This is a genomic window from Saccharothrix longispora, assembly GCF_031455225.1.
GTDB classification, from domain to species: domain Bacteria; phylum Actinomycetota; class Actinomycetes; order Mycobacteriales; family Pseudonocardiaceae; genus Actinosynnema; species Actinosynnema longispora.
Window position 1 is genome coordinate 867,739 of sequence record NZ_JAVDSG010000001.1, and the last position, 22,514, is coordinate 890,252.

Annotated in this window: 25 protein-coding genes; 13 read left to right on the forward strand and 12 right to left on the reverse strand. The window is 74.9% G+C overall.

What is annotated here, in order from left to right; genetic code table 11:
- Positions 1 to 16: 16 nt before the first annotated feature.
- Genes J2S66_RS03790 through J2S66_RS03805 form a run of 4 tightly spaced genes read left to right on the forward strand, consistent with a single transcriptional unit; the run spans position 17 to position 4,042 of the window.
- Positions 17 to 793 carry a crotonase/enoyl-CoA hydratase family protein gene (locus J2S66_RS03790; protein WP_310303827.1) on the forward strand — a complete coding sequence of 259 codons (777 nt, stop codon included), beginning with the start codon at positions 17 to 19 and terminating at the stop codon, positions 791 to 793.
- On the forward strand, positions 790 to 2,739 hold the full coding sequence (locus tag J2S66_RS03795; protein WP_310303829.1) for an acetoacetate--CoA ligase: 1,950 nt from the start codon (positions 790 to 792) through the stop codon (positions 2,737 to 2,739). Before J2S66_RS03790 ends, J2S66_RS03795 begins: the two co-directional genes overlap by 4 nt.
- A complete protein-coding gene (locus J2S66_RS03800) occupies positions 2,736 to 3,608 on the forward strand; it encodes an amidohydrolase family protein (protein ID WP_310303832.1) in 873 nt (290 codons plus the stop codon). The genes J2S66_RS03795 and J2S66_RS03800 overlap by 4 nt, the downstream gene beginning before the upstream one ends.
- On the forward strand, positions 3,605 to 4,042 hold the full coding sequence (locus J2S66_RS03805; RefSeq protein WP_310303835.1) for a DUF3237 domain-containing protein: 438 nt from the start codon (positions 3,605 to 3,607) through the stop codon (positions 4,040 to 4,042). The genes J2S66_RS03800 and J2S66_RS03805 overlap by 4 nt, the downstream gene beginning before the upstream one ends.
- An 8-nt stretch (positions 4,043 to 4,050) precedes the next feature.
- Here the strand turns inward: J2S66_RS03805 and J2S66_RS03810 are convergent, their stop codons facing one another.
- Genes J2S66_RS03810 through J2S66_RS03820 form a run of 3 tightly spaced genes read right to left on the reverse strand, consistent with a single transcriptional unit; the run spans position 4,051 to position 5,794 of the window.
- Positions 4,051 to 4,584 carry a flavoprotein gene (locus J2S66_RS03810; RefSeq protein ID WP_310303837.1) on the reverse strand — a complete coding sequence of 178 codons (534 nt, stop codon included), beginning with the start codon at positions 4,582 to 4,584 and terminating at the stop codon, positions 4,051 to 4,053.
- Positions 4,581 to 4,814 carry a hypothetical protein gene (locus J2S66_RS03815; protein WP_310303840.1) on the reverse strand — a complete coding sequence of 78 codons (234 nt, stop codon included), beginning with the start codon at positions 4,812 to 4,814 and terminating at the stop codon, positions 4,581 to 4,583. The genes J2S66_RS03810 and J2S66_RS03815 overlap by 4 nt, the downstream gene beginning before the upstream one ends.
- Positions 4,775 to 5,794, reverse strand: coding sequence for a helix-turn-helix domain-containing protein (locus tag J2S66_RS03820; RefSeq protein ID WP_310303843.1), 1,020 nt, complete (start codon positions 5,792 to 5,794; stop codon positions 4,775 to 4,777). The genes J2S66_RS03815 and J2S66_RS03820 overlap by 40 nt, the downstream gene beginning before the upstream one ends.
- Positions 5,795 to 5,947: 153 nt before the next feature.
- Between J2S66_RS03820 and J2S66_RS03825 the strand changes: the two genes are divergently transcribed.
- Complete coding sequence (locus J2S66_RS03825; RefSeq protein ID WP_310303846.1) at positions 5,948 to 6,217, forward strand: hypothetical protein; 270 nt, start codon at positions 5,948 to 5,950, stop codon at positions 6,215 to 6,217.
- Here the strand turns inward: J2S66_RS03825 and J2S66_RS03830 are convergent.
- The 3 genes from J2S66_RS03830 to J2S66_RS03840 all read right to left on the reverse strand — a co-directional run bounded on the left by J2S66_RS03830 (position 6,214) and on the right by J2S66_RS03840 (position 8,475).
- Positions 6,214 to 6,657 (reverse strand): hypothetical protein, encoded by a 444-nt coding sequence (locus J2S66_RS03830; protein WP_310303848.1) that lies wholly within the window; start codon positions 6,655 to 6,657, stop codon positions 6,214 to 6,216. The genes J2S66_RS03825 and J2S66_RS03830 overlap by 4 nt on opposite strands.
- Positions 6,658 to 6,733: 76 nt before the next feature.
- Positions 6,734 to 7,387, reverse strand: a complete 654-nt coding sequence (locus J2S66_RS03835; RefSeq protein ID WP_310303850.1) for a response regulator — start codon at positions 7,385 to 7,387, stop codon at positions 6,734 to 6,736.
- Positions 7,384 to 8,475: a sensor histidine kinase gene (locus J2S66_RS03840; RefSeq protein WP_310303852.1), complete on the reverse strand. Its 1,092-nt coding sequence runs from the start codon at positions 8,473 to 8,475 to the stop codon at positions 7,384 to 7,386. The genes J2S66_RS03835 and J2S66_RS03840 overlap by 4 nt, the downstream gene beginning before the upstream one ends.
- A gap of 56 nt (positions 8,476 to 8,531) precedes the next feature.
- On the opposite strand from J2S66_RS03840, the gene J2S66_RS03845 reads away from it, so the two are divergent.
- From J2S66_RS03845 to J2S66_RS03855, 3 genes are all read left to right on the forward strand, one after another.
- Positions 8,532 to 9,155: a QsdR family transcriptional regulator gene (locus tag J2S66_RS03845; RefSeq protein WP_310303854.1), complete on the forward strand. Its 624-nt coding sequence runs from the start codon at positions 8,532 to 8,534 to the stop codon at positions 9,153 to 9,155.
- A gap of 133 nt (positions 9,156 to 9,288) precedes the next feature.
- On the forward strand, positions 9,289 to 10,671 hold the full coding sequence (locus J2S66_RS03850; RefSeq protein ID WP_310303856.1) for an alpha/beta hydrolase domain-containing protein: 1,383 nt from the start codon (positions 9,289 to 9,291) through the stop codon (positions 10,669 to 10,671).
- Positions 10,668 to 11,951: a hypothetical protein gene (locus J2S66_RS03855; RefSeq protein ID WP_310303858.1), complete on the forward strand. Its 1,284-nt coding sequence runs from the start codon at positions 10,668 to 10,670 to the stop codon at positions 11,949 to 11,951. Before J2S66_RS03850 ends, J2S66_RS03855 begins: the two co-directional genes overlap by 4 nt.
- A 7-nt stretch (positions 11,952 to 11,958) precedes the next feature.
- Here the strand turns inward: J2S66_RS03855 and J2S66_RS03860 are convergent, their stop codons facing one another.
- Positions 11,959 to 12,585 carry an alpha/beta fold hydrolase gene (locus J2S66_RS03860; RefSeq protein ID WP_310303860.1) on the reverse strand — a complete coding sequence of 209 codons (627 nt, stop codon included), beginning with the start codon at positions 12,583 to 12,585 and terminating at the stop codon, positions 11,959 to 11,961.
- 102 nt (positions 12,586 to 12,687) lie between these two features.
- On the opposite strand from J2S66_RS03860, the gene J2S66_RS03865 reads away from it, so the two are divergent.
- Positions 12,688 to 13,290 carry an MSMEG_1061 family FMN-dependent PPOX-type flavoprotein gene (locus tag J2S66_RS03865; protein ID WP_310303861.1) on the forward strand — a complete coding sequence of 201 codons (603 nt, stop codon included), beginning with the start codon at positions 12,688 to 12,690 and terminating at the stop codon, positions 13,288 to 13,290.
- 84 nt (positions 13,291 to 13,374) lie between these two features.
- Here J2S66_RS03865 and J2S66_RS03870 read toward each other — a convergent pair whose 3' ends face one another.
- Together J2S66_RS03870 and J2S66_RS03875 are read right to left on the reverse strand one after the other, a co-directional pair.
- The gene (locus tag J2S66_RS03870) at positions 13,375 to 14,214 is read right to left on the reverse strand and encodes a spermidine synthase (RefSeq protein WP_310303864.1); all 840 of its coding nucleotides are present in this window, start codon (positions 14,212 to 14,214) and stop codon (positions 13,375 to 13,377) included.
- A gap of 53 nt (positions 14,215 to 14,267) precedes the next feature.
- Positions 14,268 to 14,711, reverse strand: coding sequence for a MarR family winged helix-turn-helix transcriptional regulator (locus J2S66_RS03875; protein ID WP_310303866.1), 444 nt, complete (start codon positions 14,709 to 14,711; stop codon positions 14,268 to 14,270).
- Between the two features lie 60 nt (positions 14,712 to 14,771).
- Here J2S66_RS03875 and J2S66_RS03880 point away from each other — a divergent pair, with 60 nt between their 5' ends.
- Complete coding sequence (locus J2S66_RS03880; protein WP_310303868.1) at positions 14,772 to 15,140, forward strand: VOC family protein; 369 nt, start codon at positions 14,772 to 14,774, stop codon at positions 15,138 to 15,140.
- 18 nt (positions 15,141 to 15,158) lie between these two features.
- Here J2S66_RS03880 and J2S66_RS03885 read toward each other — a convergent pair whose 3' ends face one another.
- Positions 15,159 to 16,616, reverse strand: coding sequence for a protein adenylyltransferase SelO (locus J2S66_RS03885; protein ID WP_310303870.1), 1,458 nt, complete (start codon positions 16,614 to 16,616; stop codon positions 15,159 to 15,161).
- A gap of 14 nt (positions 16,617 to 16,630) precedes the next feature.
- On the opposite strand from J2S66_RS03885, the gene J2S66_RS03890 reads away from it, so the two are divergent.
- Both J2S66_RS03890 and J2S66_RS03895 read left to right on the forward strand, forming a co-directional pair.
- Entirely contained in the window at positions 16,631 to 16,885 is a 255-nt protein-coding gene (locus J2S66_RS03890) for a hypothetical protein (protein ID WP_310303873.1), read from the forward strand.
- A 255-nt stretch (positions 16,886 to 17,140) separates the two neighbouring features.
- Entirely contained in the window at positions 17,141 to 18,904 is a 1,764-nt protein-coding gene (locus J2S66_RS03895) for a cellulose-binding domain-containing protein (protein ID WP_310303875.1), read from the forward strand.
- A gap of 152 nt (positions 18,905 to 19,056) precedes the next feature.
- Here the strand turns inward: J2S66_RS03895 and J2S66_RS03900 are convergent, their stop codons facing one another.
- Complete coding sequence (locus J2S66_RS03900) at positions 19,057 to 20,214, reverse strand: MFS transporter (RefSeq protein WP_310303877.1); 1,158 nt, start codon at positions 20,212 to 20,214, stop codon at positions 19,057 to 19,059.
- A 56-nt stretch (positions 20,215 to 20,270) separates the two neighbouring features.
- The gene (locus tag J2S66_RS03905; protein WP_310303879.1) at positions 20,271 to 21,572 is read right to left on the reverse strand and encodes an NAD(P)-binding domain-containing protein; all 1,302 of its coding nucleotides are present in this window, start codon (positions 21,570 to 21,572) and stop codon (positions 20,271 to 20,273) included.
- A gap of 96 nt (positions 21,573 to 21,668) precedes the next feature.
- On the opposite strand from J2S66_RS03905, the gene J2S66_RS03910 reads away from it, so the two are divergent.
- Complete coding sequence (locus J2S66_RS03910; RefSeq protein ID WP_310303881.1) at positions 21,669 to 22,514, forward strand: helix-turn-helix domain-containing GNAT family N-acetyltransferase; 846 nt, start codon at positions 21,669 to 21,671, stop codon at positions 22,512 to 22,514.

The following is a 22,514-nucleotide window of genomic DNA, read 5'->3' on the forward strand; positions in this document are numbered from 1 at the left end:
TGTTAACGTCGAGCGCATGACGCTCCCGCCCACGGTGCAGGTGGAGGACCGCGGCGAGATCGCCGTGCTGCGACTGGCGCGCGCGGCCAAGCGCAACGCGCTGGACGACGCCACCGTGCACGGCCTCGGCGAGTTCTTCGCCGACCCGCCGGCGGGCGTCCGCGCCGTCGTGCTCGACGCCGAGGGCGACCACTTCTCCGCCGGGCTCGACCTCGACAGCCTCGCCGGCGTCGACGCGTTCGCCGCCGTGGCGCACTCCCGCGCGTGGCACCGCGCGTTCGACCGGGTCGAGCGCGGCACCGTGCCGGTGGTGGCGGTGCTGCGCGGCGCCGTCATCGGCGGCGGGCTCGAACTGGCCTGCGCCGCGCACGTCCGCGTCGCCGAGCCGTCCGCGTTCTACGCCCTGCCCGAGGGGCAGCGCGGCCTGTTCACCGGCGGCGGCGCGTCGGTGCGCCTGCCCCGGCTGGTCGGCGTGGCCCGGATGGCGGACATGATGCTCACCGGCCGCGTCCTCGACGCCGCCGAGGGCCAGGCGCTCGGCCTGTCCCAGTACCTCGTGGACGCGGGCGAGGGCCTGGACCGGGCGCTCGAACTGGCCGGGAGGATCGCCGAGGCCTCGCCGATCACCACGTTCGCCGTGCTCCAGGCCCTGCCGCGGATCGCCGAGGCCGCGCCCGAACAGGGCTACCTGCTGGAGGCGCTGATGGCCGCCGTCGCCTCCAGCAGCGACGAGGCGCAGCGGCGGATGACCGAGTTCCTGACCGGGCGCGGCCCCAAGGTGGAGCCGTCATGACCCCCGAACCGCTGTGGACGCCACCCGCGGACGTCCGCGAGACCACCCGCATCGGCCGCTTCGCCGACTGGCTGGAGCGGACGCGCGGCCTGCGCTTCGACGACTACGCCGCGCTGCACCGGTGGTCGGTGGCCGACCTCGACGGCTTCTGGTCGGCGGTCGTCGAGCACTTCGGCATCACCTTCACCACGCCGCCGCGCGCCGTGCTGGGCCGTCGGGAGATGCCGGGCGCGGAGTGGTTCCCGGGCGCCGAGCTGAACTACGCGCGGCACGCCCTGCGCAACCCCTTCCACGACGAGGTGGCGGTCGTCGCCCACTCCCAGACCCGGCCGCCGGTCGAGCTGACGTGGGCGGAGCTGCGCGACCGGGTCGCCCGCGCCCGCGCCGGGCTGGTGCGCCTGGGCGTCGGCCGGGGCGACCGGGTCGTCGCGTTCGCGCCCAACATCCCGGAGACGCTGATCGCCTTCCTCGCCACCGCGAGCCTCGGCGCGGTGTGGGCGTCCTGCGCGCCGGAGTTCGGCGCGCGCAGCGTCGTGGACCGGTTCGCCCAGGTCGAACCGGTCGTGCTGCTCGCCGTGCCGGGGTACGTCCACGGCGGGAAGCACGTCGACCGCCGCGACGCCGTCGCCGACCTCCGCGCGGGCTTACCGGGCCTGCGGCACGTCGTGGAGATCCCCTACGGCGACGGCGCGATCCCCGACGCGGTCGGCTGGGCCGAGCTGCTCGCCGGGCCCGGGCCCCTCGACTTCGAGCCCGTCCCGTTCGCCCACCCGCTGTACGTGCTGTTCTCCTCCGGCACGACCGGCAAGCCCAAGGCCATCGTGCACGGCCACGGCGGCATCACCGTCGAGCACACCAAGAACCACGCGCTGTCCTGGGACCTCGGCCCCGGCGACCGGTTCCAGTGGTTCACCACCACCGCGTGGATGCTGTGGAACTCCCTGGTGTCCGGCCTGCTGGTCGGCGCGTCGGTGGTGCTGGTCGACGGCAACCCCGTGCACCCGGACCCCGGGTGGCAGTGGCGGCTGGCCGACGAGACCGGCGCGACGACCATGGGCGCCTCGCCCGGCTGGCTCATGGCGTGCCGGGCGAAGGGGCTGCGGCCGGGGGAGGAGCTGGAACTGCGCCGGCTGCGGCAGATCGGCGTGGCCGGCAGCCCGCTGCCCGCGGAGGCGTACCACTGGGTGCGCGGGCAGTTCGGCGACCGCGTGCTGCTCAACAACGGCAGCGGCGGCACCGACATCTGCACCGCCATGGTGCAGGGCAGCGCGTGGCAGCCGGTGTGGGCGGGCGAGATCTCCGGACCCACGCTGGGCGTGGAGTGCGCCGCGTTCGACGTGCGCGGCAGACCGGTCGTCGGCGAACTCGGCGAACTGGTGATCACCCGACCCGTGCCGAGCATGCCGGTGCGGTTCTGGGGCGACGCCGAACCGACCGACCCCGCGTCCCGCTACCACCGCACCTACTTCGACGCCTACCCCGGCGTGTGGCGGCACGGCGACTGGGCGCGGTTCCGCGAGACGGGCAGCTGCGTCATCACCGGGCGCAGCGACGCCACCCTCAACCGCGGGGGCGTCCGACTCGGCACCGCCGAGTTCTACGCGGTGGTCGAGGAGCTGCCGGAGGTGGACGACAGCCTCGTGGTCCACCTGGAGGACCCGGCGGGCGGCAGCGGGGAGCTGCTGCTCTTCGTCCAGCTCGCGGACGGCGCGGTGCTGGACGACGCGCTGCGCGCCCGGGTCGCCGACGTGCTGCGCTCGGCGCTGTCGCCCCGGCACGTGCCCGACCGGATCACCGCCGTGCCCGCCGTGCCCCGCAACCGCACGGGCAAGAAGCTGGAGCTGCCGGTGAAGAAGATCCTGCTGGGCGCGGCGGTGGACGACGTCGCCGGCCGCGACGCGCTCGCCGACCCGACCTCGCTGGACGTCTTCGAGGAGCTGTCGTGAACATCGCCGAACTGGACGCGATCGACTTCCACGTGCACGTGGAGCAGGACGCGCACGGGCACTTCGCACTCGACCGGGAACTCCTCGACGCCTCCGCCCGGTACTTCAAAGCCGACCAGGACCGCACGCCCACCGTCGAGGCCATCGCGGCGCACTACCGCGAGCGCCGCACCGCCGCCGTGGTGTTCACCGTCGACGCCACCACCGCCCTCGGCCACCCCGCCCTGTCCAGCGAGGAGATCGCCGACGCCGCCGCCGCGCACGCCGACGTGCTGATCCCGTTCGGCTCGGTCGACCCGCACGACGCCGGCGCGGTGCGGCGCATCCGGTCGCTGGTGCGGGACCACGGCGTGCGCGGCTTCAAGTTCCACCCGAGCCTCCAGGCGTTCGAGCCGGACGACCGCGCCCACTACCCGCTGTACGAGGCGATCGCGGAGGCCGGCGTGCCCGCGCTGTTCCACACCGGGCAGACCGGCATCGGCGCGGGCCTGCCCGGCGGGCGCGGCATCAAGCTGCGGTACAGCGACCCGATGCTGCTCGACGACGTGGCCGCCGACTTCCCGGAGCTGACCGTGGTGCTCGCGCACCCGTCGGTGCCGTGGCAGGACGCCGCCATCTCCATGGCCACGCACAAGGCGAACGTCCACATCGACCTGTCCGGCTGGTCGCCGAAGTACTTCCCGCCGCAGCTGGTGCGCGCGGTCGGCGGGCTGCTGAGGCACAAGGTGCTGTTCGGGTCCGACTACCCGGTCCTCACGCCGGACCGGTGGCGCGCCGACTTCGACGCCCTGGACGTCAAGCCCGAGGTCCGCCCGCTGGTGCTCAAGGAGAACGCCGTCCGCCTGCTCGGCCTGGGAGGCCCCCGATGACGGAACCGGCCCTGGAACTCGTCGCCCGCCTGCGGGTCCTGGTCGGCGAGCCGGTCGACGCGGGCCCCGTCCCCGGCGGCAGGCGGTACGTCATCCCCATCACCGGCGGCAGCGCCGACGGCCCGCTGATCACCGGCGAGGTCCTGCCGATCGGTGCGGACTGGGGCCTGGTGCGCGCCGACGGGGTGCCCGAGGTGAGCGCGAAGTACCTGGTGCGGACCGGGGACGGCACGATCCTCACCGTCACCAACCACGGCACGATCACCGTCGACGGCGGCGTCCCGCGCGGCCTCACCACGCCGCGCGTCGAAGCCCCGGCCGGTCCGCACGCCTGGCTCAACGACGCCGTCCTGGTCGGCACCCTGGGCCCGCTCCTCGACGACGGCCGGCCGGTGGGCGTCTCCCTCGCGTTCCACCGCGCGGTGCTCGGCTGAGCGGCGGGTCAGGTCCGGCCGACCGCGTCGACGGCCACGTGCCACGGGTAGCCGGCCATGACGCGGTTCCCCTGCCGCGGTGGGTGCGGTCTGAAGCCCCCTTCCCCGAGCAGGACCTCCACGCCGGAGGAACGCAGTGCCTCGACACTGCGGTGGAACACGGCGTTGTTCGCGAGTGCCGTGTTCACGAAGGGCAGGACGGTGATCGGCACGCCCAGGCCGGTGAGTTCCGCGAGCTGCGTCAGCACGTAGGTGTCGGCGATGCCCGCCGCCCACTTGTTGATCGTGTTGTAGGTGGCCGGTGCGACGATCACCGCGTCGGCGGGGGGCAGCGCCGGCTGACCCGGTCCCCGGTAGCCGGTCCGGACCGGGTTGCCGGTGAGCCGGCACAGCTCGTCGAGGTCGAGGAAGTGCTCGACGGCGGCCGGTGTGGCGACGCAGTGGACCGACCAGCCCGCGTCCTGCGCCAGCCCGACGGCGACGCCGGCGTGGCCGGCGGGCCCGGCTCCGCAGATCATCAGGTAGAGGACTCGTCCGGTCACGCGGGCACCCCTGCTCGTCGGGCCATCCGCTCGACCGCGCGGGCCGGCTCGCCGGTGGTGTTGGACAGCAGCACCCTCAGCAGGCCGTGGGCCAGGGGGCGGCAGTGGACTTCCTGCGGCGCGGTGCGCTCGGCTCGGGCGAGGGTGCGGGAGGCCTCGGCGAAGTCGCCGCGGCGGGCGTTGGCCTCGGTCAGGTCGAGCAGGAAGTTGGCGCGGCGTTCCGGCGGCAACCCGGCGAGGGCGTCGTGGCGGATGGTCGCGGCGAAGTCCAGTGCCGCTCCGGCCTCGTGCAGGCGGACGAGGGCGGCGACGCGGTGGATGGCGACGTTGGCGCGGCCGAAGTGGGTGTGGTGGGTGTCGTAGTGGCGCTCCATGCGCTCGGCGGCCCGGGTGGCCTCCTGGTGCATGGACAGGGCCAGGAGGCGTCTTCCCGCTCGGCCGCGGTGATCGCGGCGGCGAGGTGGAGCATGCCGTGGAGGGAGAGCAGGCTCGCCGGGCGCCCGGCCACCTCGCGGCGCATGCGGTCGGACGTGCCCAGCAGGATCTCGACCGCCTCGGCGCGCTGCCCGGTGGCGGTCATGGCGCGGGCGACGCTGCGGGTGGCCCGCGCCTGCGACCAGGTGTCGTCGACCGCCAGGGCGGTGTGCATCGCGCGGTCGGCCGCCAACCAGGCGACGTCGTGGCTCTCGAACTTGAGCAGCATCGACGAGGCCAGGCGGTAGGACGTGACGAGGATGCGGTGGGCGTCGACCTGCTCGGCAGGCGGCGCGGCGAGGACTGCGCGCTGCGCCGCGCCCAGCAACTCGGGCAGGCGCCGGGCGACGGTGGTGAAGTGGGACGAGGTCCAGGCGTGGTCGACGTAGTCGGCCTGGCGGGCGAGGTGGGCGACGTCGGCGGGCCTGGTGTCCGCGGTCGCCAGGCCGGGGTAGCGGCCCAGTGCCGCCCGGATCGCGCCGACCTCGGCGGCGTCCACGCAGTCGGCGGCCCGGGCCGCCGCGCGCGCGTCGGTGAGGACGCCCGGGTCGACGGCGAGGGCGTCGGCGACCAACTCGATGACCGGGAGGCGCACGAGGTCGCGCTCACCCGACTCGACCTTGTCCAGCCACGAGGTCGAACGACCGATCATGTCGGCGAACTGCTTGCGGCCGAGGTTGCGGCGCAGGCGCCAGTAGCGGACTCGCCTGCCGATCCCCCCGGCGGTGTCCGGCATCCGACCTCCTCGGCCACCTCCCGGCTGACGGGGGTCAGGGTAGCGGGGCGGTGGTCGCACATTTTGTACGACTCGTCACTCCGGGTCACTCCTACCCTGTCCGCCGGTGCCGATCACGGGTGCCGATCCGACGAGTGGAGTGGGTGGTCGGCGATGACCAAGGACGAACTGCTGTTCAACGCGTGGCTGAGCGATGTCAACACCGAGTTGGCGCGCTACGTCGTCCGGCTGGTGGACGAGAGCGCACCAGCGGCGTCCCGACCATCCGGACCGAGTGGTGGGCTGCCCGCTGCCGCGGACCTGGTCGAGGTCGAGGCGGCATTGGCCTTCGACCTCGCCGAGGTGGCCAAGGCCATCGCCCTGAAGGCCACCGGGCAGCCCTACCCCCGGCGGGCGAGGAAGCAGGCGGACCTGTCCGCCTAGCAGGTGTACTCGTGGCGTCGGCGCAGCATGGCCGCCAGCATCGCCGGGACCATCAGCACGTGGCCGGCCGTCATCAGCGCCATCCCGGACAGCGCGCCGCCCCAGTGGAACGGCAGCAGGACCGCGAACGGCACGTACATCGCGGCGCACATCTCGACGATGCCGGGCCACGCGTGGCGGCGCAGGCGCATCCACAGCGCCATGCCCAGCGACATGTTCGTGGCCATCACCAGCACGTGCGCGGTGACCACGTCGTCCAGGCCCGGCCAGGCGGACGACCAGACCGGTCCCAGCGCGACCATGCCGACCACCATGGCCACGACCATCTCCAGGAAGTGGCGGGCGAAGCGCAGCGCACCCCCCGGCCGCTGCCCCCCTCCGGCGTCCACGACTGCTCCTCCACTGCGGTCCTCCACGGGGTCCTCCACGGGATTCGTCATGGTGGAGATGGTCGTCCGGCGGGGCGGCGCGGTCAGGTGCCGGAAGTCACGCGCGAGGTCACGTGACCCGCGGACGTCAGAGCAGGCCGAGTTCGCGCGCCCGCAGCGCGGCCTGGGTGCGGTCGCGCACCCCGAGCTTGGACAGCACGCTCGTGACCAGGTTCTTCACGGTCCCCTCGGCCAGGAACAGGCGGCCGGCGATCTCGCGGTTGCTGAGCCCGCCGGCGAGCAGCCGCACGACCTCCAGCTCGCGCTCCGACAGCGGCACGGGCAGGGGGCGCGGCGGCGCGTCGTCCTCGCTCGGCAGCCGGGCGATCCTGGCCACCAGCTTGGCCGCGACCGACGGTTGCAGCACCGACTCGCCGCGCCGGGCCGCCACCAGCGCCTCGACCAGCCGCGCCGAGGACACGTCCTTGAGCAGGTAGCCGACCGCGCCCGCGCGCAGCGCCGCGAACACGTCCGCGTCGTCGTCGAACGTGGTCAGCGCCAGCACCCGCACGCCGGGCTGCTCGACCCGCAGCCGACCGGTGGCCGCGATCCCGTCCAGCACCGGCATCCGCAGGTCCATCAGCACCACGTCCGGCCGCAGCTCGGCGCACCGCCGCACGGCCTGCTCGCCGTCACCGGCCTCGCCGACCACCTCGATGCCCGGCTGCACCTCCAGCAGCGTCGCCAAAGCCTCCCGGAACAGGGCCTGGTCGTCGACGATCAGCACGCGGACCGGCGTCATCCCGGCACCTCCACCGTCAGCGTCGACCCGTGCCCGGCGGCCGAGTCGAGGGACACCCGCCCGCCGAGGCCCGCCACCCGCTCGCGCAGCCCGACGAGGCCGAACCCGCCGCCGCCCTCGCGCCCGCCGCGCCCGTCGTCGCGCACCTCCAGCCGGACCAGGTCGTCCCGGCCGTAGTCGAGCACGACCGTCGCCGCCGTCGCGCCCGCGTGCTTGCGGACGTTGGTCAGGCCCTCCTGGGCCGCCCGGAACAGCGACTCCCCGACCTCGGCGCGGACCTCGCGCGCCGCGCCGCGCACCTCCAGCCCGGTCGGCACGCCCGCCTCCCCGGTCGCGTCCGCCAGCGAACGCAGCGCGTCCACCAGCGGTCGCGGCTCCCGCAGGGCGGAGACCGAGCGGCGCACCTCCGCCAGCGCCGCCTTCGACTGGTCCTGCGCCTTCGCCAGCATCGCGTCCAGGCGGGCCGGGTCGGCGGTGCCGATCACCGCGCGCGCCGCCTGGAGCAGCATCTGCACGACGGTCAGGTGGTGGCCCAGCCCGTCGTGGATGTCGCGCGCGACCCGGTTGCGCTCCTGGGTGGTGGCGAGCTGCTCGGCCTGGGCGGCGTACCCGCGCAGCCGCTCGTGCGCCCGCGCCAGCTCCGCCCTGGCCCGCTGCTCGCGCACCAGCAGCTCGGTCACGACGAGGGCGAACGCGCACGCGGCGAACGTGCCCAGGCCCTCGCGCAGCCCGGCGCGCCACTCCATCGGCGCGTGCACCAGCGGCACGAGCACGGCCACCGCGACGGCGGCGGGCAGCGGCAGCAGCAGCCTGCTCTGCGAGACCAGCACCACCAGCAGCAGGATGCCCCCGACCGTCGCGCCGGACAGGGCGAACACCAGGAAGCCCAGTGGCAGCTGGACGGCGACGTAGGCGACCGCGAACGCCCTCCGCCGCCCGAGCACCCCGTGGAACCCGGCGATGGACAGCACGACGTAGAGCAGCCCGAGGAGCAGCGTGGGCACGAGGTGGGTCTCGTAGCTGCCGGAGCCGCCCAGCGGCAGCGTCGCGTACGCCACGACGGCCAGGATGCTCAGCGCCCACTGCACGCGCCCACTGTGCTGGAGGCCGAACGGCGTGGTCAACCGGGTGCGGGACGGCCATGATGCGGGGTGGGCCGGGCGCGTGGTCCGGCGGGAACGGGTTGGCGGTGGCGGACAGCACGCGGCGCGTGGTGAGCAGGGAGCAGGTCGTGCACGGCGCCTGCCGGTTCTTCCTGCGGCACGGCGAGGTCGACATGGACGGCGTGGCGCGCAGCCTCGCCATCAGCAGGGCGACGCTCTACCGCGTCGTGCACAGCCGGGACGGGCTGCTCGGCGACGTGCTGTGGCGGCTCGGTGAGCGGCAGCTCGTCCAGGCGCGCCTGCGGCGGCGCAACGGCGGCGTCGAGGGCGTCCTGGAGATCACGCGGCACTTCGTGGACCGGCTGCGCGGAGCGGCGCCGTTCCGGGCGTTCCTGCGCGGTGAGCCGGAGACGGCCGCGCGGGTGCTGTTCAACGGGAGCGGCGCGGTGCACCGGCGGGCGGTGTCGGCGCAGAAGCAGATCCTGCTGGAGGTGCCGGGGGAGTGGTGCGCCGGTCCGCTCGACCAGGTCGCGTTCCTGTACGTGCGCATCGTCGAGTCGGCGATCTACGCCGAGCTGCTGGGCGGTCAGCCGCTCGACCGGGACCTGGCCGAACGGGCTGCCCGCAGCGTGCTGCTGCCGCGCCGGCCGACCGCAACCGGGTAGCCGCTGTCGAGCGATCGCCGTCGGGCGACCGCTGTTGAGACCGCCGTCTCACGATCGCGGGCGGCGCTGGTGAGCGCGGTGACCGGCCGGTTACGTTCGGCGACGACCATCCCCCACTGTCGAGGGAGTCGGTATGCGGTTCTCGCCGCGCGGCCTCGTGCCGCTCGTCATCGCCTTCGGAGTCCTGCTCCCGGGCGCCCACGCAGGGGCCGCCGCCCCGCCGGACCGGGCGCCGCAGCTCGTCGGGCCGCTACCGGGCACGGTGCCCGGCGACCGGCTCGCGGAGCGCGTCGAGGACACCTACCCGTTCTTCTCCACGCCGGTCGACCTCGCCGCCGCCGGGTACGTCGAGCAGGAGTTCCACCTCTCGGGCACCGCGGACGGCTACGCGGTCGACGGCACGAGGGTGGCCGCCGGCGTGCCCTACACGACCCGGGTGGTGGTGCGGCGGCCCGCGCACGCCCGCCACTTCAGCGGCACCACGCTGGTCGAGTGGCAGAACGTCACCGCCGGGTACGACCTGGACGCGTTGTGGAACGCCGAGTCCGTGCTGCGGGCCGGTCACGCCTGGGTCGGCGTGTCGGCGCAGCGCGTCGGCGTCGACCAGCTCCGCGGCTGGAGCCCGGCCCGCTACGGCGCCCTGGACGTGACCGGCGGTGGCCGGTTCACCGCCGACGAGCTGTCCTACGACGTCTTCACCCAGGCCGGCCGCGCCGCCCTGGCGGACCGGCCGCGGGACGGCGGCCCGTCGAGCGGCGTGTTGTTGGGCGGGCTGCGGACCCGGACGCTGCTGGCCATCGGCGCGTCGCAGTCCGCGGGCCGGATGACGGTGCTCTACGACCGCGTTCTGCCGCAGCAGGAGCCGGTCTTCGACGGCTACGCCTTCGTCGTCGGCCCCGCGCCCACGCGGGTCGGCGCCGAACCCGTCTTCCAGGTGCTGTCCGAGACCGACGTGACCAGCCCGCGCCGACCCGCCGACACGGACCGGTTCCGCCGCTGGGAGGTGGCGGGCGGCGCGCACTCCGGTCACGAGGGGCAGGTCTACCGCGAGCCGATCGCCGAGCGCGACCTCGGCGGCGCGCCCACCTACGCCTGCGACCGGCCGCCGTTCAGCCGGGTCCCCGTCCACCACGTCACCGCGGCGGCCTACGAGCACCTGCGGCGCTGGGTCGAGCACGGCACGCCGCCGCCCGCGGCCCGGCCGCTGGAGTTCGAGGCGGACGGCGTGACCAAGAAGCGCGACGCGCTCGGCCTGGCGCTGGGCGGCATCCGGCTGTCCCAGGTCGCCGTGCCGACCGCGCTGAACACCGGAGACAACTCCGGCGAGACGTTCTGCCGGCTGTTCGGCACGCACGTCCCGTTCGACCGGGCGACCCTGGACCGGCTCTACCCGGAGCACGCCGGCTACGTGTCGCGCGTCGTGTCCGCCGACGTCGCCAACGTCCGCGCCGGGCACCTGCTGCCCGCCGACGCCAAGCGGAACCTGCGCGACGCCCTGGCCGGGTGGTCGCGATGAGGGCGCTGGTGATCGCGCTGGCCCTGGTGCTGACCGCACCCGTCGCGCCGGCACACGCGTCGTCCGAACCGCCCGCGCCGGTGGTCTTCGTGCACGGCCAGCAGGGTTCGGCGCAGCAGTGGCAGTCCAACGCCAAGCGGTTCTCCACCAACGGCTACCCCGACCGGTCGCTGCACGCCTTCGAGTACGACACGAGCATCCCCACCAACGACCACGCCGTCGCCGGCCTGGAGGCGTTCCTCGCCGACGTGCGGGCGCGCACCGGCGCGGCCACCGTGGACGTCGTCGCCCACTCGCGTGGCACGACGGTGCTGCACGCCTACCTGGCCGACCCGGCGCGCGCGGCGGGCGTCCGCCGGTACGTCAACGTCGACGGCCGGTCGGCCGCCGCGCCACCCGGCGGCGTGCCCACCCTGGCGCTGTGGGGCAGCCTGCAACCCGAGGGGGCCATCGGCGGCGCGACGAACGTGTACCTGACCACGTTGGGGCACACCGAGACCACCACGTCCGCCGAGGGGTTCGCGCACGTCCACCGGTTCCTGCGGGGACGGGCCGCCGCCACGACGCTCGTGCTGCCGCAGTTCCCGTCGACGGTCTCGATCGCCGGCCGCGCCACGTACTTCCCGCAGAACGACGGCGCGACCGGCCTGCTGAACGCGTGGGAGGTGGACCCGGCGACCGGCGCGCGCCGAGGCGGTCCGCACCACTCCGTGCGCACCGCCGCCGACGGGTCGTTCGGCCCGCTGCGCGTCAACGGCGCGAGGCACTACGAGCTGGAGCTGGTCCGCGACGGCGAACTGGTCAACCACTTCTACTTCGAGCCGTTCGAGCGGTCGGACCGGTTCCTGCGGTTGCAGGTCTCCCGCCCCGGCGGGATCGGCGACCAGGTCGACCGGTGCCCGACGCACACCGCGCTCACCGTCGTGCGCAACCGCGAGTGGTGGGCCGACCAGCAGCCCGCCGACACCGACCGGCTGGAGCTCGACGGCGTCGACGTGCTCGGTCCCGCCGTCGCGCCGCGCCGGCGCCAGGTCCTGGCGGCGTTCGTGTTCGACGACGGGTGCGACCTGGCCTCGACCCCGGGCGTCGTGCCGCCGCCGTTCGGCACGCTGCCGTTCCTGACCGCGACCGACACCCACCTGCCCGCCGCGGGCGGGGTGCGCGTCACCCAGGTCGCGCGCGGCACGGGAGGGCGGTCGCGCACGATCGCGGTGCGCGCCTGGCCGTCCGACCGGCACGCGGTCACCGTGCAGTTCAAGGACTACCTGGACCTGCGCTGACCCGCGCTCACGGGTGGCGGCGGACGTGGTCGAGGACCGCGTCCGCCGCCACGCGGTGGGCGGCGGCGGGCAACGAGTGCCCGAGGCCGTCGACCACGAGCAGCTCGGCGTCCGGCAGCAGGCCGACGAGGTGCCGGCCGAAGCCCGGCGGGTAGAACAGGTCCTCGGTGCCCTGCACGACCAGGGTCGGCGCGGTCACCCCGCGCAGGTCGTCCGCGCCGCGCGGCAGCGGCACCCCGCCCAGCCGCACGTGCCCGGTCGCCGGGGCGATCGTGCCCGCGTGCGCGATGGCGCGCACCTCCAGCCGCCGGTACTCCGCCGGGTCGAACGGCAGCGCGTCCCCGTGCAGCAGCCGCCAGAACTCGACGCGCCGGTCCAGTTCGGACTCCCGGTCCTCGCCGTGCTCGGGCAGCGCCATCAACCGCTCCAGCCGCGCCGCGTGCTCCGGGCGGGGCTCGTCGAGCAGCAGCGCCACGAAGTCGTCGGGCCAGCCGGCGGACGACGCGTTGGCCCCCATGACCAACAGGATCACCGGGGCGTCCGGCTCGCCCAGGTCCTCGCTCCACAGCCGGGCGCCGGCCACGTCGACGAAGCGCTCCACCGCGCCACCTCCTCCGGTGTCGATCAACGCCATGCCGGCCGCGGACTGTGATCTCCGACCCGACGCGCCGCCGCTGCTCCGAACGCGTGATTGGGTGAGGGCACCCTCACCACGATCGCGCGTTCGGAGACCTCCATGAGCACGTCCCGGCCAGGCTGGAGCGACAGCGCCCTCGGCACCCCGATCCGCGACGAGGTCGAGCTGCGCGAACTGGTCGAGCACCCGCACCCGGTCATGCGGGACAAGGGGATCGCCGCCGTCGACGAGCAGTCGCGGCGCTTCCTCGAAGCCGCCACGTTCTACCTGCTGGCCACGACCGCCGCCGACGGCAGCGTGGACGTCTCCCCGCGCGGCGACCCGGCCGGCAGCGTCCTGGTGCTGGACGAGCGCACGATCGCGTTCCCCGACCGGCCCGGCAACCGCCGCGCGGACAGCCTGCGCAACCTCCTCCAGCACCCGCGCGCGGGCATGGTGTTCATCGTCCCCGGCCGGCACGACGTGCTGCGCGTCAACGGCCGCGCGACCCCGGTGCGCGACGCCCCGTTCGCGCACCGCTTCGGCGACCCCGCGCCCGCCGTGGCCGTGGTCCTGGAGGTCGAGGAGCTGTTCGTGCACTGCGGCCAGGCGCTGCGCCGGTCCTCCGCCTGGGACCCGGGCGGCTGGCCCGCCGAGGACGCCCTGCCGAACGTCGCCGAGCTGTTCGAGTCGCAGCAGACCTGGCTGCGCGCCCAGGCGTGAGCAGCCCGCGATCGGCGGTGCCCGGCGCGACCGGTCGAACCCGCGCGGCGCCGTCGACGCCGCCCCGCCCGGGGGACCGCCGGCTCACCGGGTCCACGGCGGCACGGGGGTGACGTCGCCCGCCGGGTGCTCGGCGGTCAGCGGGGCGGCCGGGCCGCGGAATGCCGCCAGCTGGGTGGCCGAGAGGCAGAAGACGCGGTCGCCCGCCGACTTCGCCCACGCGGTGAGGGTTTCGTGGGGCAGTTCGCGGTCGGCGGCGGCCAGGACCACGTTGCCCTCCCGCTTGCCCAGCAGCAGACCGGGTTCGGCGAGCAGGGCGACGTGCGCGAACACCTCGCCCAGCGACGCCGCGGCGCGCAGCGGCAGCTCCAGGTCGGCCGCGGACCACATGTTGCCCAGGTAGAGGCCGCCGGGGCGGAGCACCCTGGCGATCTCGCGCAGGAACTCGACGGTGGCGAGGTGGATCGCCACCGCGCCCGCCCGGAAGACGTCCATGACCACCGCGTCGGCGGTGGAGTCGGGGGTGCGCCGGATTCCCCGCTCGCCGTCCCCGACGTGCACGACGAGGTCCGGGACCGCGTCCAGGGCCAGGTGCGAGCGCACGAGGTCGACCAGCGGGCCGTCCAGCTCGTGGACCACCTGGGGTGAGCCCGGGCGGGTCGCGGCCAGGTACCTCGGGAGGCTGAAACCGCCTCCGCCGACGTGCAGCGCCGACACCGGCCGGCCGGCGGGCCAGTGCAGGTCGAGCACCCGGGCCGCCCACGTGGCGTACGGCATGTGCAGGTACGTAGGGTCGGCCAGGTCCACGTAGGACTGGAGGGCGCCGTCCACGGTGAGGAGCCAGGCGGTCGGGTGGTACGGGGCCGGTGCCAACCGCGCGGTGCCGAACCGCACCTGCCGGTCCACGGCCTCGCGGGTTTCCACGTCGCCATGGTAGGCCCCCGGTCGGGGCCGTCCGGAGGTGCGGGCGACGCGGGTCAGCCGGCGTCGCCGAGGGCGGCGGCGCAGGCGGCCAGGTCGTCGCGCAGCCGTTGCGGACCGCCGGCGGGCAGGGCGTGGAGCATGCGGCGCTCCACCTCGGCGACGGTGCGGCCGGCCAGGGCGAGCAGGCGAGCGCCCTCGTCGGTGAGGAGGGTGGGCAGGGCGCGCCCCTGGGGGGCTGCGGCGGGGCGGGTCAGCAGGCCGCGGTCCTGGAGCCCCTGGAGGACCCCGTGCATGGACTGCCGGGTGACGAAGGCGCCGCGGGCGAGTTCGGCGGCGGACAGGCCGGGGCGTTGGCCCAGCAGTTCCAGGCAGGCGTACTGCGGCACGCTCAGCCCCAGCGGGCGCAGGGCCGCCTCCATCGCGCCCCGCAGGGCGGCGGCGGCCTGCTTGAGGGCGTAGCCGACGGACGAGTCGAGGTCCACGCGCTCTTGCTCCATGTCAGGAGTCTGACATACAGTCGGTCGTGTCAGGAACCTGACATCAACGAGGGAGAACCCATGGCCACCGTGACCGGACCCGACTTCATCGCCCTCCAGGTGCGCGACCTGGACGCGTCGGCCGCGTTCTACGAGGAACGCCTCGGCCTGCGCCGCGCCCCCGCCGGTCCGCCCGGAGCCGTCGTCTTCGACACCACCCCGGTCGCCTTCGCGGTGCGCACCCCGCTTCCCGGCGTCGACCTGGACGCGGTCGCCCCGCGGCCCGGCGCGGGGGTGGCGCTGTGGCTGCGCGCCGACGACGCCCAGCAGTTGCACGACGACCTCGCCGACGCCGGCGTGACGATCCTGGCCGCGCCCGCGGACAGCCCGTTCGGGCGGACGTTCACCTTCGCCGACCCGGACGGGTACGCCGTCACGGTCCACTCCTGACCGTCCGCCGCCGGAACCTCAGGTGCCGCAGAACGTCCGGTAGTCGGGGTCCTCCGGGCCGGGCGCCGCGTACCGGTCGAACCCAGGGCGCTCGTCGTACGGGGCGGTCACCGCGTCCAGCAACCGCTCCAGCGGACCGAGGTCGCCCCGCTCGCCCGCGGCGAGGGCCTCCTCGACCAGGTGGTTGCGCGGGACGTAGACGGGGTTGACCCGGTCCATCGCGTCGGCGTCCGGGGCCAGTGCCCGCCACCGGGCGAGCCAGCCGTCGATCCCCGCGAGGTCGAGGAACACCTCCCGGGCGCGTTCGACGTCACCGCGCGCGGCGTCGCCGAGGCGGCGGTAGAACGACGTGTGGTCGACGCGGTTGTCGCGCAGCAGCACGAGCAGGTCGTCCACCAGCGGCGAGGCGACCGCGTCGTCGAGCCCCTCGGCCAGGCCGAGCTTGGCGCGCATCCCGGCCGACCAGGCGGCCCCGTACGCCGGGCGGAACGCGCCGAGCGCCTCCACCGCCGACGCGATCGCCCGGTCCTGGTCGTCGTCGACCAGCGGGAGGAGCGCCTCGGCGAGCCGCGCCAGGTTCCACTCGGCCACCACCGGCTGGTTGCCGTAGGCGTAGCGCCCGGCGTGGTCGATGGAGCTGTAGACCGCGGTCGGGTCGAACGCCCCCAGGAACGCGCACGGCCCGTAGTCGATGGTCTCGCCGGAGATCGTCGTGTTGTCGGTGTTCATCACGCCGTGGACGAAGCCCACGAGCATCCACCGCGCCACCAGCGACGCCTGCGCGGCGACGACCGCCTCGAACAGGGCCAGGTAGGGGTTCGCGGCCCGCGCGGCGGCGGGGTGGTGCCGGGCGATGGCGTGGTCGGCCAGCCTGCGCAGCAGGTCCACGTCGTCCGTCGCCCGCGCGTACTGGAACGTGCCGACCCGCAGGTGGCTGCTCGCGATCCGGGCCAGCACCGCGCCGGGCAGCACCGTCTCGCGCCGCACCGGCCGCCCGGTCGCGACGACGGCCAGCGAGCGGGTCGTCGGGATGCCCAGCGCGTGCATCGCCGCGCCCACGACGTGCTCGCGCAGCATCGGCCCGACCGCCGCCAGCCCGTCGCCGCCCCGGGAGAACGGCGTGCGCCCGGAGCCCTTGAGGTGCAGGTCGCGCGGATGGCCGTCGACGTGGGCGAGTTCGCCGAGCAGCAGGGCCCGGCCGTCGCCCAGCCGGGGGGAGTAGTGGCCGAACTGGTGTCCGGCGTAGGCCTGCGCCACCGGCGTGGCGCCGTCCGGGACGTGGTTGCCCACCAGCAGGCGCACCCCCTCGGGGCCGCGCAGCCAATCGGGGTCCAGCCCGACCTCGGCGGCCAGCCGTTCGTCGAGCACGAGCAGGTGCGGGGCGGGCGCCTCGTCCGCCTGGCGGGGGAGGGCCAACTCGGGGAGCGTGCGGGCGAACTCGTCACCCAGGACGACGGTCGGCGGTGCGGTGCTCATCCCACCAAAATTACGTGACGCGCGGAGCGATTCTGGACGGGCCGGATTCCGCGAAGGTCGTCGAGGACCGCCGCGAACGCGCCGGCGTCCACCGGCGGCCCGCCCGGCCGCCCTCGGCGGTGTTCGTGCCGTCGCTGTCCCCGCGCGGGGCCGACAAGCCGCGCCGCCACGTGGTGCGCGGGCGGCGCGACCGAGTCGTCGGAATCGGCTCGGGCAATTCACGTCGCGGCGCGGGACGAATATTTTCGCAACGTTACGACAATCGTTGACAACTCCGCGAAGCCGGTCGAACACTGACCGCACCCGCCGGCCTCGACGAGGAGGAAGCATGGGTGTGGAGAATTCCGCCGGTCCCCCACATAGTGGCACGGCCCGCGGCCACCGCGCACCCCTGGCTTCCCCCCGGTTCCGGGGCGCCCGCTAGTCGAGGAATGCGCAGGACACACGCGTCGGCGATCACCGCCGTCGTCGTTGCGCACGCCTTCACCGCCACCCCGATAACAGCCACACCCCTGGAGGGCGGAATGCATCTTCATCGATACCGGTCCCGATTGGCCGCCGCGGCGGCGGTCACCGCGGTGGTCGCCGGCGGCGGGGTGGTCGCGGCGCACGACGCCGCTGCCGCCACCGGGTGCTCGGTCGCGTACTCGCTCGCGACGCAGTGGCAGGGCGGCTTCACCGCGAACGTGAACATCACCAACCTCGGCGACGCCGTCGGCTCCTGGACGCTCACCTGGAGCTTCGCCGCGGGGCAGAAGGTCACCCAGGCGTGGAACGCCGGCACCTCGCAGAACGGCGCCGACGTCACCGCGCGCAACGTGTCGCACAACGGCTCCATCGCGACCGGCGCCACCGCGTCGTTCGGCTTCAACGGCTCGTGGAGCGGGAGCAACCCGTCGCCGACCGCGTTCACCCTCAACGGCACGCTCTGCACGGGCTCGCCGACGAGCACCCCGACGACCACGGTGCCGGGCACCACGACGTCCGGGCCGACCACGACGTCCGGGCCGACCACGACCGCCCCGCCGGCCGACAACCCCGGCTGGGGCCGGTCGCTGCCGCCCCCGGACGCGCGGACCAGCATGGCGTACGACCTGGTCGTGACCGGGAGCGGCTACACCCCGCGCAGCGGCGAGTGCTCGCGCGAGGTCCACGCCCGGTACTGGACGTACGGGCCGGACGGCAAGGTCTACCCGACCTGGCACCCGCCGCGCGACGCGAGCGGCTGCGCGTTCGGCCACGAGCACGGTGACGACCCGCGCACCTCGGACCTGTTCGCCGCCTCGAAGTGGTTGCCGTTCGGCTACACCAGCGAAGTGATGATGTCGGCCAACCCCGGAGGCGCGCACCGGCACGAGGACCACGTCGGGCACAAGGTCCTGTCGGTCAACAACTCCAACGTCATCCAGGGCGACAACGGCACCAGCTTCTTCCCGCCGCAGGGCGCCACGATCGCCGTGTGCGACATCCTGCTGAAGTTCCACCAGGGCACGCACTCGACCGACGCGTTCACCAACAACGTGCACGAGTTGATCTACCGCAACCGGTGCTCGCACAACGACAACGGCCAGGTCAGCGAGGCCGCGTTCACCGCGCTGATCCCGAACGGTCGACCGGGCGGCTTCGGCGCGACGGACTGCCCCGGGCCCAACCTGGGCGGCAGGTTCACCTCGGTGGGCCCCGCCGTGCCGGCGGACTCGCCGTCGGACACCCGCTCGCTCGGCCGGCTCATCACGGACGCGGGCTGCGTGCAGGCGATCCGGGAGGGGAAGACGCACTACGAGGTCATCAGCGGTCGTGAGGTGCCGTTCGACACCAACGACCTGCACGAGTTCTGGTTCTCCGACGTGTCGGTGAGCACCTCGCAGCTGTCGTTCTCCATCGCGCCGCTGTTCTACGTGCTCAACCCCAGCCGCTACTACGACGCCTCGGCGCCGAACAAGCTGGCCCGCCAGGTCGACCTCTGCTACGAGAACATCCGGGGCGACTACTGCGACCAGGTCCGCCGGATCACCCAGCAGACCGGGCAGCGGGTGGCCTGGGACGACGTGCGGTCGCCGTTCAAGGGCACGCTGCGCGAGTTCCGGCCGGGCACGTTCAGCGTCCGCAACAGCGGACCGACCACCGTCTACACGGACGTGTACGGCCGCAACGCGTCGACCACGCCGTTCACCGGCTCGGTCCAGCAGTACTTCTCCGGCAACCACGCCCCCGTCCAGATGTACGTCCGGGGGTCCACGAAGGACTACAACGCCAACGCGGCCGACCAGATCCACGCGCCGAACTGAGGCCGGCCGAATCAGGACCGGTCGAATCAGGACCGGGCCGGACCGGGGACCCGCGGACGCGCCGTCCGCGGGTCCCCGCGCGTCCGGGCGCCACGCCGCCGACACCGGCGCCGCGCGACCTCGCCCGCACGAGCCGCGGCGGCAGCGCCCCATCACGCCGACCCCGGCTTGGGGGCGGGGCGCGGCACGGACCACCACGACGTGCCCGCCGCCAGCACGCCGGCCGCGGCGAGGACGACGAACACCGGCGGGTAGCCGCCGAGCGCCCCGGCCAGCGCGGTCGCGACCCAGGGCGCCACGGCCGCCGTCACGGCCATCGGCGCCTGGAGCAGGCCGCTGAGCCTGCCGTAGTGGGCGGCGCCCCAGCGGTCGGTGACGGCGGTGGCCTGCACGAGGGTGAAGACGCCGCGCGCGGTGCCCGCGAGCACCGCCGCCGCGATCAGCGGCAGGGCCGGTCCGGGGACGAGCCCCAGCAGGAGGGTCGTGGCCGACGCGGCCAGCAGCACGATCGCGGTCCTGGCGCGGACGCCGGTCACCGCGACGAACCTGGCGTAGCCGAGGCGCCCCAGCACCTGCCCGATGCCGCCGAGGCCGAGCGCCCAGGCGGCGGTCGTGGTCGACAGGCCGCGTTCGGTGAGCAGCGGGACCAGGGCGACCACGACGGCGTACACGGCGAACGAGCCCAGGCCGAGCGCGACGACCAGGACGGCGAACGGCCTGCTGCGGGCGACGGCGTCGGGCGCGTGGTCGACGCGGGGGTCGTGCTCGTGGGGCGGCCACGGCAGGCGCAGGCCCAGGGCGTGCGCGGGGATGGTGATCAGCCCGAACAGCCCGGCGAGGACGAGGTAGGCGCCGCGCCAGTCGAGGTGCTGCGCGATGCCGGCGGTGAGCGGGGCGAACACCGTGCTGGCCAGCCCGCCGACCAGGGTCACGGCGGTGAGCGCCCGGACGCGGCGTTCGCCGTACCAGCGGGTGACGGCGGCGAACGCCGGTTGGTAGAGCACCGCCGCCATGCCGGTGCCGATCAACGCCCAGGCTGCGAGGAACACGACCGGTGAGCGTGCCGCGGTCATGCCGGCCACCGCGGCCACCGCCACCACCGACCCCGTCGTCATGACGAGCCGGGGACCGCGCCGGTCCAGCACCCGGCCCAGGGGCACGCCGACGGCGGCCGAGACGAGCTGGCCGAGCGAGAAACCGGCGGTCACCTCCGACAGCGACCACCCCGTGCTCGCGCTGATCGAGGGCGCGAGCACGGGGAAGGCGTAGTAGAGGACACCCCAGCCGGTGACCTGGCTCAGGCACAGCACGACCAGGACGCGACGTCGCCCGGCCGCGTCGGGCCGGACCCCGGGGCCGCCGGACCTCAGGGCCGCGCGCCCGGCGCGGTCAGCGTCAGCTCCGTGACGGCCGGGGCGCAGCACCCGCCGGACCCCTCGGACCCGTCGGTCTCGTCGAAGACGCCGGAACCGCCGCACACGCCCGTCTCGGGCAGCACGAGTTCGACCTTCGCCGCGTCCTCGTGGTCGCCGGCGATCTCGGCCGCGATGCTGCGCACCTGCTCGTACCCGGTCAGGGCGAGGAACGTGGGCGCACGGCCGTAGCTCTTCATGCCGACCAGGTACACGCCGGGCTCGGGGTGGCGCAACTCCGCCGCGCCGTGCGGGTACACCGTGCCGCACGAGTGCACGTTCGGGTCGACCAGCGGAGCGAGCCTCGTCGGCGCCTGGAGCACCGGGTCGAGGTCGAGCCGGACCTCCGAGAGCCACGAGTGGTCGGGGCGGAACCCGGTCAGCGCCACGACCTCGTCGACCGGCGCCAGGCGGCGGCCCTCTTGGGACACCAGCACCACGCGGTCGCCGTCGCGCTCCACGGCCGCCGTGCGGAAGCCGGTCACGACCTCCACGTGCCCGGCCCGCGCCGCGTCCCGCGCCCTGAGCCCCAGCGCGCCGCGCGCCGGCAGCTGGTCGGCCTCGCCGCCGCCGAACACCGCGTCGACCGCGCCCCGGCGCAGCAGCCACGTGACGTGCGTGCCGGGGAGTCCCGCGAGCGCCACCAGCGCGGTGAGCGCCGAGTGCCCGCTGCCCGCCACCGCGACCCGCTTGCCGGCGTACCGCCCGGCCTCGGCGACCACGTCCGGGACCCGGTAGGCGATCCGCTCGGCCGCCGCCCGCTCGCCGACCGCCGGCAGGCCGTCGCCGCCGAGCGGGTTGGGGGAGCCCCAGGTGCCGGAGGCGTCCACCACGGCGCGGGCCGCGATGCGCTCCTCGCCGTCGGCCGTCTCCACGTGCACGGTCAGCGGCTCGCGGTCGCGCCCGTCGTCCACCACCCGGTCACGGCCCCGGCGGGCGACCCCGACGACCCGCGCGCCGTACCGCACGTGCCCGCCCAGGGCGTCGGCCAGCGGCGCGAGGTACTCCGACACCCACTCGGCCCCGGTGGGGCACGCCTCGCCGTCCGGTGCGCTCCCCAGCAGTCGCCGGGCCGCCGGGTCGACCAGCTCGGACCACCCCGAGAACAACCGCACGTGGTTCCACCGCGCCACCGCCGCGCCGGCCTGCGCGCCCGCCTCCAGCACCAGCGGCCGCACGCCGCGCTCCAGCAGGTGGGCCGCCGCCGCCAACCCGATCGGTCCCGCACCCACCACGACCACCGGAAGCTCGCTCACGAGCCACTCCTTTCATCGTCCTTCATCGATCGAATCGACCTGAATCTATCGAAGACTCTCGATGGACACAATGGCGCCTGTCGATAGACTGGGTCCATGACGACGACGATGCCCGCACCCGGCCTGGCGCCGGAGGACGCGACGACCTACGCCGAGTGGTTCGCCTGCCTGGCCGACCCGACCCGCGTCCGGCTGCTGCACACCGTCGCCACGCGGCCCGGCGAGCTCACCGTGGGCGCGCTCACCGAGGCCCTGGGCATCAGCCAGTCCACCTGCTCGCACCACCTGCGCAAGCTCGCCGACGTCGGCTTCGTGCGGCTGCGCAAGGAGGGCACCGCCACGCTGGTCTCGGTCAACCCGGCCTGCTGCACCGGCCTGCCGCACGCCGCCGACGCCGTCATGGGCACGATCGTCACCCGCCCGTGCTGCCCGACCGACCTGCCCGCCGACGTCGCCGTGCGCGCCATGACCGACGACGACTGGGCCGACGTGCGCCGCATCTACGGCGAGGGCATCGCCACCCGCAACGCCACCTTCGAGACCGAGACGCCCAGCCGCCGCACGCTGGAGGCGAAGTGGCTGCCGGAGCACCGCTGGGTCGCCGAGGTCGACGGCCGCGTCGCCGGCTGGGCCGCCGCCACCCCGGTGTCGGCCCGCGAGTGCTACTCCGGCGTCGCCGAGACCTCGGTCTACGTCGGCGACGGCGCCCGCGGCCGGGGTGTGGGCAAGTCGTTGCTGCACAAGCAGGTCACCGCCGCCGACGAGGCCGGCCTGTGGACGTTGCAGACCGCGATCTTCCCGGAGAACCGGGCCAGCATCGCCCTGCACCACTCCGCGGGCTTCCGCACCGTCGGCGTCCGCGAGCGCATCGCCCGGCACCACGGCGTGTGGCGCGACACCGTCATGCTCGAACGCCGCGCCGGGGCCGACCCCCGGTGCTAG